Raw genomic sequence first — 14570 nt, 5'->3', positions numbered from 1 at the left:
CGCGGCCACCTGTGATGAGCCCATGTGAGGGCGACATGAACGCCTTACGTGGTCCGCTCCCGCAGCCATCCCAGAATCCACGCCAGCGCCTCATCGCGGCCCTCGTCGTTCAGGAGTTCGTGGTGGCCGCCCTCCACGAGGTGCAGGGTCTTGTCCTGGGCGGGGATCGCCTCCATGAAGCGCCGGGTCCCGCGCACGTCGGTAATGCGGTCGGCGTCGCCGTGCAGGACCAGCGTGGGCAGTGTCCAGCGGTCATAGTGCGCCCACAGCTCGCCGCTGAGGCGCAGCATGGACGCGGCAGTCAGAGCGGGCACCTTGCCCTGGTAGACCTGCGGGTCGGCGCGGTAGGCCTCGACCTCCTCCGCGACGCGGGAGAGGCCCGCGCTGTCCAGCACGGTGGTGGCCGCGCCCGGCGCGACGCGGGCCAGCAGCGGCGCGGCGGCCTTCAGCCAGCGCGGTTCATCCTCCCCGACGAGTAGGGCCGGGCTGGAGAGAATCACGCCGCTCAGCCCCCGTGGGTCGCGGGCTACGCTCGCCGCCGTGATCAGGCCGCCCAGCGAGTGCCCGAAGGCGTAGATCGGGAGCGGCTGGCCCCGCAGCACCTCCCGTGCGAGCAGGTGGTCTTCCACCAGCGCCCGCGCGTCCACGACCGCCCGCCGCCCTGGGGAGGCCCCGTGCCCCCGCAGGTCGGAGGCGTAGACCGAAAAGCCCGCCTCTTGCAAGCGCGGAATCAGGCGGTTGTAGCGTTCGACATAGCGCCCGGCGTACTCGCCCAGCCCGTGCGTGAGCAGGACGGCGGCGCGGGGAGTCGGGGCGGGCCAGTGGTAGCCCTGGGTGGGAGCGCCCGTTTCCCAGGGGTGCGGCGGCGGCGTGGTCATACGGCAGTCTAAAGGCTGCCTCAAGTGCGGCCCCGCCGGGCCGGGCGCACACTGCCCGGTATGGCAGACATCGCACGCAAGGCCAGCGCCCACTGGACGGGCGACCTCCGGGGCGGCAGCGGCACCGTCAGCACCGAGTCGGGCACCCTGCAAGACGCCCAGTACTCCTTCAAGACCCGCTTCGAGCAGGGCGTGGGCACCAACCCCGAGGAACTGCTCGCCGCCGCGCACGCGGGCTGCTTTACCATGCAGCTCTCGGCCCTGCTGTCGGGCCACGGGCACACCGTCGAAGACCTACGGACCGAGGCCACCTGCGAGATGGTCAAGGACGGAGCAGGCTTCAAGATCAGCACCATGCGCCTCGTCGTGCGCGGCAAGGTGAGCGGCAGTGACCCCGCCGACTTCGAGGAGCACGTGCAGCAGGCGGCCCAGATGTGCCCCCTGAGCCGCATCATGACCGGCAACGTGGAGATCGTGCACGAGGCGGTGCTGGAGTAGCGCTCTGCTGTCCGCCCCTAACGCCCCTACCCCAGCGGTGGGGGCGTTGCCGTTAGGCCGATGCTGGAAGTGGGCCGGGCCGCTAGGCTGGCGGGCATGGCCTCGTTCCTGTATCTCCTCGTCGGGCCGCCGGGCAGCGGGAAACGCACGGTGGGCACGCACCTCTCGCGGCTGACCGGGGCACCGCTGCTCGACAACCACCTCACCAACGATCCCGTCTTTCATGCCTTCGGGCTAGACGGGGTGAGGCCCGTGCCCCCGGAGGCGTGGCCCTTTGCCTCGCAGGTGCGGGCGGTCGTGCGCGAGGCGGTGGCGGCCTCCCCGCGCGGGCTGTCGCACATCTTCACGGTCTACCTGGCCGACCAGCCCGGCGAGGCCGAGGCGCTGGAGCGCTTCCGGGCGCTGGCGGCGGGGCGGGGGGCGACCTTCGTGCCGGTGTGGCTGACCTGCCCGACCGACGAACTCGCCCGCCGCGCTGCCCTGCCGGAGCGCAGCGTGGGCCGCCTCAAGCTGCGCGACCCGGAGGGGGTGCGCCGGATAGTGGAGGAGAACGGCCTGCTGGCCCCGCCCCCCGGCGCCATTGTCCTCGATACGGCGCAGCTCACCCCGGCAAACGCGGCCCTGCTGATCGCCGCCCATGCCGGGGCACTCTTTTGAGAGGTTAGGGGAGTAAGGTCAGTCCAGCTTGAACCGGACCGGCTCGGTGTCCTCGCGCACGGCCCGCTCGTCTGGCTCCAGCCCATGCCCGCCGAACATCCCGCCCGCCGCGAGCGACTCGCCGAACGCGTCCCCGTGGCGGGGGTCGCGCTGAACAGGCCGGATAAAGCGGGACAGCACGATCAGGCTCAGCGGCAGGACGATAAAGATCAGAACAGCCGTCACGCGGGGGTCGCCACGTCGGCGGCGCCGAGGTGCAGCCGCGCCCAACCGTCGATGGCGTCAATGACGCTTTGCAGCTCGCGCCCGGCGGGGGTCAGGGTGTAGACGCTGCGGGCGAGTTTACCCGGCGAGTCCTCGGTGCGCTTGGCGATGAGTTGAAGGTGTTCGAGGTGCTCCAGCCGCTGCGTCAGGGTGGCGCTGTTGCAGCCGCCCACCGCCCGCGCGAGTTCGTTGAAGCCCTTCTCGCCGCCCAGCAGCGCCCGGACGATGTGCAGCACCCACTTTTCCTGCAACACGCCGATGGCCCGGTAGACCGGGCAGAAGCCTGGGTGTGCGGTGCTCATGCCCCAACTGTACACGTTCCCGCGCCGCCAATCGGGACGAAACTCACACCGCTTGACTTTCCAAAGCAGTTGGGAATATCATTTACCTATGACCGCGACCCTGACCCGCCCCCTGACCGTGACCGAAGCCATCGAGAGCCGCCGCAGCATCCGCAAGTTCGTGCCCGAGCCGATGGACCAGAACGACCTGCGCGAGATCCTGCGCCTCGCCAGCCTCGCGCCCAGCGCCAACAACGTGCAGACGTGGCGCTTCGCGGTGATTCAGAACCCCGAACTCCAGGCCAAGCTTCAGGAAGTCGCTTACGGCCAGACCCAGGTCACCAATGCCCCCGCCGTGATCGTCGTCTACAGCGATATGGAAGACACCCTGGCCAGCGCCGAGGAGACCATTCACCCCGGCATGGGTGAGGAGCAGATCACGACCCGCGCCGCCGGACTGCGGGGACAGTTCGAGGCCCAGGACACCGTGCAGCGCGGCCAGTGGGCGCTGACCCAGGCCTACATCGCCTTCTCGTTCCTGATGCTGGCCGCCCGTGGCAAGGGCTACGACACCGTGCCCATGCTGGGCTTCCAGCCTGACAAGGTGCGCGAGCTGCTGGGCCTGCCCGAGCACGTGCAGTTCGCCGGAATGCTGCCCATCGGCAAGCGGGCCGAGGAAGGCTTCCCCCACCACCGCCACTCGGTCGAGCGCATCACCAAGTTCTACTGAAGCCTTCAGCGATCAGCCGCTCCCTCCGGGGGGCGGTCTTCTTTGGTGGGGACGGCCCCCGGACCTGGTAGCGTAACCCCATGCCCGCCCGCGTGATGAGCCACCTGGAGATGTGTCTGCGCGAGGGCGTGTCCCTTCAGCGCGGCATGAACTTCCGGGTGCGCGGAGGGCATAGCGTCCTGCTGATGTCTGTGCAGCCGGATGCTCCCTACCGCGACCAGCTCAGCGAGGACGGCACGGTGCTGCGTTACGAAGGCCACGACGCGCCCCGCACCAAGGCGGGTGGCCTCGACCCCAAGACGGTGGACCAGCCCCTGCGGACGCCGGGCGGCAGGCTCACCCAGAATGGCCTCTTTTTCGAGGCAGCGCGGGCCGCAGAGCGCGGGGAAGTGCCCCCCGAACGGGTCCGCGTCTACGAGAAGCTGCGCCCCGGCATCTGGGCCTCTAACGGCGTCTTTCACCTGACCAGCGCCGCGCAGGAGCACGACGGCACCCGCTACGTCTTTGTCTTCCGGTTGGAGGCGGTGCCGGGCGAGGAGGACGCCGCCACCCCCGTTCCCGCCCACCCCGAGCGCCGCCGAGTGATTCCCGGCTGGGTCAAGCTGGCCGTGTGGCAGCGGGACGGCGGCCAGTGCGTCGAGTGCGGAGCGACCGACGACCTTCAGTTCGACCATGTCCTGCCGTGGTCGCGCGGGGGCACCAGCCTGACCCCCGAGAACGTGCAACTGCTGTGTGCCCGCCACAACCGCGAGAAGAGTGGGCGCATCGGCTAAGTCTGCCCCTTTACTCTCTGCGCCGGAAGAGCAGCGCCAGTACGAAGATCGCCGTGTTCACCAGCACGATGGTCGCGCCCGCCGCCGTGTCCAGGTAGTAGCTGAGGTACAGCCCGGTCACTCCGCCCAGGATGCCCAGCCCAGCCGCGAGCACCATCATCTTCTTCAGGCTGCGGGCCAGCAGCCGGGCGGCGGCGCTGGAGGTCACCAGCAGGCTCACGCTCAGGGTGGTGCCCACCAGTTGCACCGTCAGCACCACGACCAGCCCGATCACGATCAAGAGCAGGTGCCCCAACCGCCCCACCGGCAGCCCGATGGCGCGGGCCTCGGTAGGGTCGAAGGAAGCCAGCAGCAACTCCTTGTGAAAGGCCCCCAGCACCAGCGCGACCAGCGCCGTCACGCCCAGCGCACTCCACAGGTCGGCCGGAGTCACGCCCAGCGGGTTGCCAATCAAGAAGGTGCTGAGGTCGGTGGCAAAGGTCGGCGCCCTGGAGAGCATCACCACGCCGAGCGCGAACATCCCCACAAACACGATCCCGATGGCGCTGTCCTGCTTGAGGCCCGACCGCTGCCCCACCGCCCCGATGCCCAGCGCAGTTAGCACGGCGGCGACCAGGGCGCCGATCAGCAGGTTGCCCCCCGCCAGCAGCGCCCCGACCAGCCCCGGCAGCACCGCGTGGCTCATCGCGTCCCCGATATAGCTCAGCCCCCGCAGCACCACCCACGCGCCCACGAGCGCACACAGCACGCTGACAATCATGACCGCCGCGAGCGCCCGGACGAAGAAGTCAAATTGCAGGGGGTCGGTGAGCCACTCCATCAGGGGGCGCCTGCCGGGGAGGGTCGGGGAGTCGGGGGGATGGGGAGGCGAGAAAGGGCTTCCCGCTCCCTTGCCCCCTCAGCGGCTGGGCGCGGCCAGGCTCCCATCACGCCTCCGCGTGCGTGTGCCCGAGGTGGCTCACGCTGAAGGTCGCCTCGATGTTGTGCGGGGTGTAGACCTCGTCCGGGGTGCCGTCCGCGACGATGCGGCGGTTGACCAGGACGAGGTGGTCGCACCAGCGCCGCGCCTGGTCGAGATCATGGGTCACCATCACGACCGCGCGGCCCCGGTCGGCCTGGCGGCGCAGCAGGGCCATCAGCCCCTCCTGGGTGGCGGGGTCCACCCCCGTGAGCGGCTCGTCGAGCAGCAGCAGGTGCCCTTCCCGCGCCAGCATCCGCGCGAGCAGCACCCGCTGGCGCTGCCCGCCCGACAGGGCCCCGATGTGGCGGTGGCGCAGGTCATACACGCCCGTTTCTTCCAGCGCCGCCGCCACCTTCTGGCGGTCCTTGCCCCCCGGCCAGCGCAGCCAGCCCAGCCGCCCGGTGCGGCCCATCATCGCCACGTCCCAGACCGTGACCGGAAAGGCCCAGTCCAGCGTCTGCTGCTGTGGCACGTAGGACACGCACTGCCGCGGCGTGTGGCCGGGGTCGAAGTGCACGCTGCCCTGGGGGTCGGGCAGCAGGCCCGCCAGCACTTTAAGCAGCGTGCTCTTGCCAGCCCCGTTCGGCCCGATCACGGCGCTGAACTGCCCCGCCTCAAAGCGCACGGTCGCCCCCTCCAGCGCCGTATGGGTGCCGTAGCGCACTGTCAGGTTGTCCACGCCGAGCATCGGGCCAGCATAGCGGGTCGCGGGGTGATATTGCGAGGGCGGAATCAAAAAGGAGGTCGAGGGGTCCAGAAGTCGGGGGGTCGAGAAGGAAAAACAGCCACTCCTCGACCTCTTGACACCTCGAATTGCTAGCTACGTGCCCCTCAGCGCCCGCACCATCACGTCCACGTTGTGCCGCAGCGCCTTCAGGAACGTCTCGCCCCGGCTGCCCTTCGGCCCCAGGGTGTCGGTGTAGAGGGGCGGGGCCACCTTCGCGCCCGTCTCGCGGGCCAGGGTCTGCGCGAGGCGGGTGTTGAGCGCGGCCTCGGTGAAGATCACGCGGGCGCCGCTCTTCTTCACAGCCGACACCAGCGCGGCAAGCTCGCGGGCGCTCGGTTCGCGCTCGGTGCCGCCGCCGGGGAGAACGGTCCCCACCACCGTCAGCCCGTAGTGCCGGGCAAGGTAGCCCAGGCTGTCATGGTTGGTCACGATGCGGCGGCGGGCAGCGGGGACGGTGGCGAACTGTTTTTTGGCGTAAGCGTCGGCCGCGCTGAGCTGACGCAGGTACGCCGCCGCATTCTTCGTGTAGGTTGCTTTCCCCGCCGGGTCCAGCCGCGTCAAGGCCGACTGCACGTTCCGCACGTACCCGGCGGCGAGGCCCGCGTCCCACCAGGCGTGGGGGTCGAGGGGACCGTGGTCGTCGTGGCCGTGGTCCTCCCCCCCCGCTTGGCCCATCTCGCGCAGCTTCAGGCCGCGTGTCAGTTCGGTCACGGGCACCTTCGGCGCCGCCGCCTTCAGCTTCGGCAACCACGGCTCCAGCCCCGCCCCGTTGGCGAACAGGGCACGGCTTCCCGCCAGCCGCCGAATGGCCGCCGTGCTCGGCTGAAAGCTGTGCGTGTCGCTTCCCGCCGGAACAACCACATGCACGCTGACCCGCGTGCCGCCGACCGCCTTCACGAAATCGCCCACGATGCTCGTCGTCGCGCTCACGGCAATAGGGGCAGCCTGGGCGGACGCGGCGGCGCAGAGGAGGAGGGTGGGCACCAGGCGGGAGGTCAAGCGCATAATGATTTACGTTTATCAAAAAGGCGGATGGGCCGGATGAGGAGACTGCCCCCTGGCACCGCTTCCACCCGGCCCCGTACACTGCCGGGCATGACGCAGGCCCAGCCTTCCTCCCCACCCGAGTGGTACAAGAGCGCCGTCTTCTACGAACTCTCGGTCCGCACCTTCGCGGACGGCAACGGCGACGGCAAGGGCGACTTTCCCGGCCTGACCGGACGGCTGGACTACCTCAAGGCCCTGGGCGTGGACTGCCTGTGGCTGCTGCCGTGGTACCCCAGCCCCCTGCGCGACGACGGCTACGACGTGGCCGACTACCTGGGCATCCACCCCGACCTGGGCACGCTGGAGGACTTCAAGGTCTTCCTGCGCGAGGCGCACGCACGGGGCCTGCGGGTGATCGGGGACCTCGTGACCAACCACACCTCCTCCGACCACCCCTGGTTTCAGGCGGCGCGGCGCGGCCCTACCCTGCCCGACGGCAGCCCCAACGAGTACCACGACTATTATGTCTGGAGCGACACGGGCACCGAGTACGCGGATGCCCGCATCATCTTCACCGACACCGAGACGAGCAACTGGACCCTGGACGAGGGGTGCGGCCGGTACTACTGGCACCGCTTCTTTTCCAGCCAGCCGGACCTCAATTTCGACAATCCGCGCGTGGTGGAGGAACTGCTCTCGGCGCTGCGCTTCTGGCTGGACCTGGGGCTCGACGGTTTCCGGGTGGACGCGGTGCCCTATCTGATCGAGCGCGAGGGCACGAACTGCGAGAACCTCCCCGAGACGCACGCGATCCTGCGCCAGCTTCGCCGGGTCGTGGATGAGGAGTATCCCGGTCGCCTGCTGCTCGCGGAGGCCAACCAGTGGCCCGAGGACGTGGTGGAGTACTTCGGCGGCGAGGCCGACCCCGAGTTCCACATGTGCTTCAACTTCCCGGTGATGCCCCGGCTGTACATGAGCCTGGCCCGTGGGGACACGACCTCCATCCGCGAGATCATGGGCCGCCTGCCCGACGTGCCCTCCTTCGGGCAGTGGGCGACCTTCCTGCGCAACCACGACGAGCTGACGCTGGAGATGGTGACCGACGACGAGCGGGCCTTCATGTACGCGGCCTACGCGCCCGACCACCGCATGAAGATCAACGTGGGCATCCGCCGCCGCCTCGCCCCGCTGCTCGACAACGACCGCCGCCGCATCGAGCTGCTGCACGCGGTTCTGCTGGCCCTGCCCGGCAGCCCGATTCTGTATTACGGCGACGAGATCGGCATGGGCGACAACCTGACCCTCTCCGACCGCAACGGGGTCCGTACGCCGATGCAGTGGAACGCGGGGATCAGCGGCGGCTTTTCCACCGCCCTGCCCGACCAGTGCTTCTACCCGCCTATCCAGGATCCGGTGTACGGCTACGGGCGCGTCAACGTGGCCGCGCAGGAGCAGGACCCCGGCAGCCTCTTGAAATGGCTCTCACGCCAGCTCGACCTGCGCCGCGCCCACCCGACCTTCGCGCACGGCGACCTCACCTTCGTTGAGACGGGCAATCCGGCCATTCTCGCGTTTACCCGCCAGTACGACGGGGAGACGCTGCTGATCCTCTCCAATTTCGCCGGAAGTGCCCAGGCTGCCTCGCTGGACCTCTCCGCGCACGTGGGCCGCGTGCCCGTGACCCTGGCGGGCGGCAGCCACTTTCCAGCGGTGGGAGAGGAGCCGTACCCGGTGCTGATGGGCAAGCACGAGTACTACTGGCTGAAGCTGACGGGCGTGAGGTAGGCAGCCAGCCGCCGGCCACAGAAGAAGGCCTCAGCATCTGCCGGGGCCTTCTGTCTTGCTGGGCGCTCAGTCGTTGCTGCTGCCCGCGAAGCCGAACAGGCGCAGGATAAACAGGAACATGTTCACGAAGTCGAGGTACAGCGCGAGTGCCCCATTGATCGCCGCCCGCTCGGCCATCTCGCCCTGAATGCCGCTCAGCGCCAGGTTGCGCAGCATCTGGGTGTCGTAGGCGGTCAGTCCCGCAAACAGCAGCACGCCCACGATGCTGATGCCCAGGGTCAGCGCACTGCTCGCCACGAACAGGTTGACGATCATGGCGATGAACAGGCCCAGCACCGCGAAGAGGAAGAAGCGGCCCATCGCGCTGAGGTCCTTCTTGATCACGAAGCCCGCCACGCTCATCGCGCCGAAGGTGCCCGCCGTGGTCAGGAAGGCCGCCGTCACCGCCGAGGGATCATAGGCGACCAGCAGCGAGCTGAAGGTCAGGCCCGTCAGCGCGGCGTAGGCGATAAAGAGCATCCCCGCGACTGCGCTGTTCATGCGGTGCGCCAGCCCGCTCAGCGCGAACACGATCACGAGCTGCGCGATGATCAGGCCCCAGCGCCAGCCGAAGACCTGCGCGGCGAGCACCTCGTTTTGGGCCGTCAGGTAGGCGACGCCCGCCGTAAGCGCGAGGCCCGCCGCCATCCACGAGTACGTCCGCGCCATGAAGGTGCGAACCAGATTTTCCGTCCGGGTTGCAGTCAGTTGCATACAAGGCAGGATACGGGGTGGGGGGTAAAAAGGTTCCGGCACATCTGGGGCCTGTTCCTTCTCATCGGAGGGGTACGCTGAAGGCCCCGCCCCTCACCCCTCCCGTCCTCCGGAGGCCCCATGAGACACCTGCCCACTTCCCTCCTTGTCCTGGGTCTGGTTGGTCTATGGCTGATCGGCCCGGCGGCGCTTGGCGCGACCTCGACTGGCCCGGCCGTCCGGTGGGGCAGCTACAGTTCGCTGCTCTCGGTGGAAAGGAATCAGGGCGGCACCCATTCCTTCACCGCCTCCTGGGTCAGTGGGACACTGACGGCGCGGCGGACGGTCAGCTACAGCCTCCGCTTCCGAGGCGGAAGCGTGCGGGTCGGGTCGCGTGCCCTGAATCCAGGGTGTGTGAGTGGGAAGCTCACGCAGGGAACGGTGGTCACCTTCCGGGGCGCGACCCGCGTGGACTTGCAGGTGCCCTCGCGCGGGTGCCCACCGTCCCCCTGACCGCCTATTCCCTCACCAGCAGCGCCAGCGGAAACGTCTCCAGCACCTTCGCCACGGGCACCTTCTCGCCGCGCACGCGCAGGCGCTCGCCCGTCAGCACGTTGCGGTAGGTGCCGGGGCGCGGCAGGGTGAGCTGGCGGTTGCCCCAGACCTCGCCCAGCGCCCAGGGGGTCTTCTCGCGGGTGAGCGTGTAGGTCAGGCGGGGGGCGACGGTGACCGCCACCTCGTCCCCATGCTCGCGGGCGAAGGCGAGGAGGTATTTCCCGGCCTCAATGGGGCGGTAGCTTCCCTGGTTGAACAGCTCCGGGTGGGCGCGGCGGGCTTGCAGGGCCGCCCAGGTCACCAGCAGCTTGACGCCGCCATCCTCGTAGCGGGCGAGAAGGTCGCTGGCGAGGCGGGCGGGGTCCTCGGCGTGGCGCTTCTCGATGCGGGCCAGCGTCCGGGTGCGCCAACCGTAGTCCACCGGGCGGCGGTTGTCGGGGTCCACGAGGCTCTGGTTCCAGCCCTCGGCTCCCTGGTAGGTGTCGGGCACGCCGGGGGCGGTCAGGCGCACGAGGGCCGCCGAGAGGCCGTTTTGTGCCCCATACGGGCTGATGCGGCGGTGCAACTCCGCGAGGTCCCGCGAGAAGCGTTCGTCGGCGAGCAGCCCGCGCACCATCCCCGTCAGGGCCTCCTCGTACTCGGCGTCCCCCGCCGCCCAGCTCGTCCGCAGCTTGGCCTCGCGGGCGGCTTTAAGGGCGTAGTCGGCCAGGCGGTCGGGGAAGCCCTCCAGCCGCCCGTCCAGCGGATAGGCGCCCAGCGCGTTCTGGAGGAAGGTGTAGGTGTCGAGCGCGGAGGGGGCGCGGCCCGTCGCCGTCTCCACCTCGGAGCCGCGCAGCAGGCCTGACCAGCCGCTGAGGTACGCGGCCCACGTCTGCGGTAGCTCGGAGAGGACCGAGATACGGGCGCGGGTGTCCTCGCCGCGTTTGGTGTCGTGGGTGGACGTGGCGAGCATCGCGTGGGGCCACCGCTCGGCGCGGGCCTGCGCGTCCCGGTGAAAGGCCCTGGGAGGGGTGCCGAACAGCGCCGGGTCGCCGCCCACCTCGTTTAGCGAGAGCAGCCGCGCGTAGCGGTAGAAAGCGGTGTCCTCGGCGCCCTTCGCCGTGACCGGGCCGGTGAGCTGCTGAAACTTCAGCGCGAAGCCCGCGTAGCGTTCGCGGGTGGCCTCGTCGGGGGCGTCCAGCTTGAGGACCGCCTCCAAGAAGTCAAAGAGGCTGGGGTCCAGGTCGCGCCCGGCCGCCGCCCGGTGCGCCTTGGCGTCGCGGATGGCGTGTTCAATCTTGGCGTCGTCGCCGGGCTCGCGCTCGCCCCCCTCGCGGACGTAGGTGCGGTAGACCGGAAAGGACGCGATGGTCTCGCGGATGACCTCGCGCAGCCCGCTGAGGGTGAAGTCGCGGAAGCGCAGGTCGGCCTCGGCCAGCCGCTCCAGATGCTCGGCGAGCACGTTGACCTCGCCGGGCAGCGAGACGCGCTGAATCAGGTGCTTGCCCCGGTAAAGGTGGTCGCCGTAAGAGTCCCGGTCCCCGGTGAAGCGGCGGTAGATTGCCGTGACCTCCTCCTCGTTCGCCCCGTCCACGAAGGTGCCGTTCAATTGCGCGAGGAAGTCGTACCCGGTCGTCCCGTGAATGGCCCAGTCCTCCGGCAACTTCTCGCCGGGTTCCAGAATCTTCTCGGCCACGACGTACAGGGGCAGCGCCTCGCCCGGTTCCCAGTCGCGCCCCAGCGCCCGTGCCGCCCCCCGTTGCAGGGCCACGAAGTACCCGGCGGGGTCATAGAGGCCGTCGGTGTGGTCCAGCCGCACGCCTTGAAGCACCCCGTCCCCGATCAGTTCAAACAGCTTGGCGTGTGCCCACTCGAAGACGCGGGGGTCTTCCATCCGCAGCGCCGCGAGGTCGTTGATGTCGAAAAAGCGGCGGTAGTTGATCTGCTCGGACGCCACCCGCCACGAGGCGAGGCGGTAGTTCTGGTCCTGAATCAGGGCGTCGAGGCGGGCGGGGTCGGCGTTCATGTCCGCCACCATCCGGTCTAGCGCCGCTCGCACCGGGCGCGAAGTCTCGGCCAGCGCCCCCAGCCGCCGGGTGATGACCTCCGACTCCTGCGCCCGTGCAAGGCGGTCGGCGTCGGTGAGGTCGGTACTCGTCGAGACGGGCAGGTTCGCCGCCGCCCGCGCGACCGAGGCGAGTTCGGCATGGTCGGCCGCCGGGAGCGTGCCCACCAGCTCCGCCGCCAGCGCCGTCAGCGGCCCCGCCAGTGTGCGCGGCGAGATCGGCAAGCGGCGCTCCCAGTAGGTCAGGAAGAAGACGCCGCCCTCGCGGTTCAGCACGAGTTCGCCGCGCTCCAGAATCCGGCCGTATTGCTCGCCCAGCACCGGCAGCAGCACTTTGTTCTCCAGCGCCCGCTTGAGCGGCTGCCACGAGATGTCAAAAAAATGCGCGTAACGGCTGGCCTGCCCGTGGGTCAGCACGTCCTCCCAGTAGGGGTTGTGGCCGCCCGCGATCCCCATGTGGTTGGGCACGAAATCCACGATCAGGCCCAGCCCGAGTTCCTTCGCCCGCGCCGAGAGCCGCCGCAGTCCCGCCTCGCCGCCCAGGGCTGGATTCACCTCGGCGTGGTCGGTCACGTCGTAGCCGTGGGTAGACCCCGGCGCACTTGTCCAGATCGGCGAGAGGTACACGTCCGTCACGCCAAGCCGTGCGAGGTACGGCAGCAGGCGGCGGGCGGCGGCGAAGTCAAAGCCGGAGTGAAGCTGGAGGCGATAGGTCGAGGACGGAACGTGGGGGGTGGCGCCGTCGGTCATCCTTCCGACCCTAGCAGCAGGGCCTCGCCGCGCTCCAGCCCGAGGTCGGCGCGGCCCTCCGAGTGGAGGATGGGGCGGGGCGGAAGGGGGAAGGGGAGGGGCAGACTCTCGACGCTCATCGCCTCCCGGCCCACGTTCCACAGCAGCACCCGCTCGCCCACGTCCGTCACCCGGCGCACCCAGACCACATCCCCGGTGTGCCCCGCCGTCAGCGTGCGGCGCTCGCGGTTCCGCAGCACTGGGTCCTCGCGGCGCAGGCGCAGCAGGGTGCGGTACAGCTCCAGCGTCCGGGCATGTTCGTCCGTCCCCCGCTCATCCCAGTCGAGCTTGGCAAGTCGGAACGTCTCCTCCGCTTGCGGGTCCAGCACGTTCTCGCCGGAGAAGCCCTCGAAGTGGCCGAACTCGCGCTTGCGGCCTTCGGACACCAGCCGCCCCAGCTCGCCGTGGTGGTCGCTGAAGAAGGGGAAGGGGCTGGACGCGGCCCACTCCTGCCCCTGGAAGAGCAGCGGGGTCATGGGCAGGGTGAGCAGCAGGGCGGACGAGCCCCGGTACATCGCAGGCGTCACGCGCTCCAGGTGGTGCACGCGGTCGCCCACCGCCCGGTTGCCGATCTGGTCGTGGTTCTGGATGAAGTAGACGAACGAGGGGGCCTCCAGCGCGTCGGCGGGCTGGCCGCGCGGGGCGTTCCACTCGGCCCAATGCTGGCCTTCGTACACCCAGCCCCGGTTGATGACCTGGGCGAGCGCCTCCGGCCCGCCCTGGTAGTGCTGGTAGTACCCGTCGCGGTCCCCGGTGAGCGTTACACGCATGACGTGGTGGAAGTCGTCCACCCACATGCCGTCGAGGTGGTGCTCGGTGACCAGCTCCGGCAGGTTGCGGTAGTCCTCGGCGAGCAGTTCCTTCGTGCCGCCCAGTTCGTGAATGCGGTCGGCCAGCTCGCGCAGGATGTGGACCGGGGAGTCGTCCTGCATCTCCTGGGTGGCGTCCAGCCGCAGGCCGTCGAAGCGGTATTCATGCAGCCACATCCGCGCGTTGCCGGTGATCAGGCGGCGCATGTGAGGCTCGGCGTAGTCCAGCCCCGCGCCCCAGGGGGTGTGAAAGCGCTCGGTAAAATACTGCGGGCTGTAGACGCCGAGGTAATTGCCGTCCGGCCCGAAGTGGTTGTACACGGCGTCCAGAAAGACCGCCAGTCCATGCCCGTGCGCGGCGTCCACAAAGGCCTTGAGGTCCTCGGGGCGGCCGTAGGGAGCGTAGGGGGCGTACAGCGCCACCCCGTCGTAGCCCCACCCCCGCGAGCCGGGAAAGGCGGCGAGCGGCATAACCTGAAGGGCCGTCACGCCCAGTTCCACTAATTCGGGCAGTCGCTCCATCGCCGCCCGATAAGTGCCTTCCGGGGTGAAGGTGCCCACGTGCAGCTCGTAGAACACGCACTCGGAGAGGGGGAGGCCCTGCCAGTCGGTGTTTTGCCAGGCGTAAGCGCCGGGGTCCACGACTTCTGCCTCGCCGTGCACCCCGTCGGGCAGGAAGCGGGCATAGGGGTCAGGCCAGGCCTGCCCGTCCAGCACGAACTTGTAGCGGGTGCCGGGGCCGACGGGGAGCGTCAGTTCGTGAATACCGTCGCCGAGGGCCTGCATGGGGTGGTCGGTGCCATTCACGCGCACGGCAACCGCCTGCGCGGTGGTCGTCCAGACGCGGAAGCGGGTGCCCGCGCCGCCGGGCAGCAGTTCGGCCCCCAGACGGGGCGCGGGCGGGGAAGACAGCGCCCCCACGGAGGCACTGGGAAGGGTTGAACGCATGACACTCCTTTCAGGCCGCTCCCCCCTGGGGCGAGCAGCGAACGGGTCAGGGTAGGCGTGCGTCATAGACCCCCGATGAAGGGAGGGTAAAGCCTTCGGGGGAACGGACCACGGGCAGGCCGGAGGTTCAGGCCAGCCCTGAACCTCCGGCG

At 69.6% G+C, this 14570-nt stretch carries 15 protein-coding genes; 6 read left to right on the top strand and 9 right to left on the bottom strand.

Annotated features, from left to right (window positions below; all coding sequences use genetic code 11):
* Nucleotides 1-44: 44 nt before the first annotated feature.
* Entirely contained in the window at nucleotides 45-878 is an 834-nt protein-coding gene (locus F8S09_RS04695) for an alpha/beta hydrolase (RefSeq protein WP_152869328.1), read from the bottom strand.
* Nucleotides 879-938: 60 nt separating this feature from the next.
* Between F8S09_RS04695 and F8S09_RS04690 the strand changes: the two genes are divergently transcribed.
* Together F8S09_RS04690 and F8S09_RS04685 are read left to right on the top strand one after the other, a co-directional pair.
* Nucleotides 939-1376, top strand: coding sequence for an OsmC family protein (locus F8S09_RS04690; protein WP_152869326.1), 438 nt, complete (start codon nucleotides 939-941; stop codon nucleotides 1374-1376).
* A gap of 96 nt (nucleotides 1377-1472) precedes the next feature.
* Nucleotides 1473-2033 (top strand): AAA family ATPase, encoded by a 561-nt coding sequence (locus tag F8S09_RS04685; protein WP_152869324.1) that lies wholly within the window; start codon nucleotides 1473-1475, stop codon nucleotides 2031-2033.
* An 18-nt stretch (nucleotides 2034-2051) separates the two neighbouring features.
* On the opposite strand, the gene F8S09_RS04680 is transcribed toward F8S09_RS04685, so the two are convergent.
* Nucleotides 2052-2258, bottom strand: a complete 207-nt coding sequence (locus F8S09_RS04680) for a hypothetical protein (protein WP_322618526.1) — start codon at nucleotides 2256-2258, stop codon at nucleotides 2052-2054.
* Entirely contained in the window at nucleotides 2255-2599 is a 345-nt protein-coding gene (locus F8S09_RS04675) for a winged helix-turn-helix transcriptional regulator (protein ID WP_152869320.1), read from the bottom strand. The genes F8S09_RS04680 and F8S09_RS04675 overlap by 4 nt, the downstream gene beginning before the upstream one ends.
* 88 nt (nucleotides 2600-2687) lie before the next feature.
* Between F8S09_RS04675 and F8S09_RS04670 the strand changes: the two genes are divergently transcribed.
* Both F8S09_RS04670 and F8S09_RS04665 read left to right on the top strand, forming a co-directional pair.
* The gene (locus tag F8S09_RS04670) at nucleotides 2688-3308 is read left to right on the top strand and encodes a nitroreductase family protein (RefSeq protein ID WP_152869318.1); all 621 of its coding nucleotides are present in this window, start codon (nucleotides 2688-2690) and stop codon (nucleotides 3306-3308) included.
* An 80-nt stretch (nucleotides 3309-3388) separates the two neighbouring features.
* Nucleotides 3389-4081: an HNH endonuclease gene (locus F8S09_RS04665; protein WP_152869316.1), complete on the top strand. Its 693-nt coding sequence runs from the start codon at nucleotides 3389-3391 to the stop codon at nucleotides 4079-4081.
* A gap of 10 nt (nucleotides 4082-4091) precedes the next feature.
* Here F8S09_RS04665 and F8S09_RS04660 read toward each other — a convergent pair whose 3' ends face one another.
* The 3 genes from F8S09_RS04660 to F8S09_RS04650 all read right to left on the bottom strand — a co-directional run bounded on the left by F8S09_RS04660 (nucleotide 4092) and on the right by F8S09_RS04650 (nucleotide 6774).
* Nucleotides 4092-4901: a metal ABC transporter permease gene (locus F8S09_RS04660; protein ID WP_152869314.1), complete on the bottom strand. Its 810-nt coding sequence runs from the start codon at nucleotides 4899-4901 to the stop codon at nucleotides 4092-4094.
* Nucleotides 4902-5007: 106 nt separating this feature from the next.
* Nucleotides 5008-5730: a metal ABC transporter ATP-binding protein gene (locus F8S09_RS04655; RefSeq protein ID WP_152869312.1), complete on the bottom strand. Its 723-nt coding sequence runs from the start codon at nucleotides 5728-5730 to the stop codon at nucleotides 5008-5010.
* 132 nt (nucleotides 5731-5862) lie between these two features.
* On the bottom strand, nucleotides 5863-6774 hold the full coding sequence (locus F8S09_RS04650; RefSeq protein WP_152869310.1) for a metal ABC transporter solute-binding protein, Zn/Mn family: 912 nt from the start codon (nucleotides 6772-6774) through the stop codon (nucleotides 5863-5865).
* 90 nt (nucleotides 6775-6864) lie between these two features.
* Here F8S09_RS04650 and treS point away from each other — a divergent pair, with 90 nt between their 5' ends.
* Nucleotides 6865-8541, top strand: a complete 1677-nt coding sequence (treS, locus tag F8S09_RS04645) for a maltose alpha-D-glucosyltransferase (RefSeq protein WP_152869308.1) — start codon at nucleotides 6865-6867, stop codon at nucleotides 8539-8541.
* Nucleotides 8542-8607: 66 nt separating this feature from the next.
* Here treS and F8S09_RS04640 read toward each other — a convergent pair whose 3' ends face one another.
* A complete protein-coding gene (locus F8S09_RS04640; protein ID WP_152869306.1) occupies nucleotides 8608-9294 on the bottom strand; it encodes a Bax inhibitor-1/YccA family protein in 687 nt (228 codons plus the stop codon).
* Between the two features lie 120 nt (nucleotides 9295-9414).
* On the opposite strand from F8S09_RS04640, the gene F8S09_RS04635 reads away from it, so the two are divergent.
* Entirely contained in the window at nucleotides 9415-9786 is a 372-nt protein-coding gene (locus F8S09_RS04635; protein WP_152869304.1) for a hypothetical protein, read from the top strand.
* Nucleotides 9787-9790: 4 nt separating this feature from the next.
* Here the strand turns inward: F8S09_RS04635 and treY are convergent, their stop codons facing one another.
* Together treY and treZ are read right to left on the bottom strand one after the other, a co-directional pair.
* Nucleotides 9791-12622: a malto-oligosyltrehalose synthase gene (gene treY, locus F8S09_RS04630; RefSeq protein WP_152869302.1), complete on the bottom strand. Its 2832-nt coding sequence runs from the start codon at nucleotides 12620-12622 to the stop codon at nucleotides 9791-9793.
* The gene (gene treZ / locus F8S09_RS04625; protein WP_152869299.1) at nucleotides 12619-14418 is read right to left on the bottom strand and encodes a malto-oligosyltrehalose trehalohydrolase; all 1800 of its coding nucleotides are present in this window, start codon (nucleotides 14416-14418) and stop codon (nucleotides 12619-12621) included. The genes treY and treZ overlap by 4 nt, the downstream gene beginning before the upstream one ends.
* Nucleotides 14419-14570 lie beyond the last annotated feature (152 nt).

Origin of the sequence: Deinococcus terrestris (assembly GCF_009377345.1) — a bacterium.
GTDB classification, from domain to species: Bacteria; Deinococcota; Deinococci; order Deinococcales; family Deinococcaceae; genus Deinococcus; species Deinococcus terrestris.
Note: the sequence above shows the minus strand (reverse complement) of the source record. Positions and strands in the feature narration are given on the sequence as shown.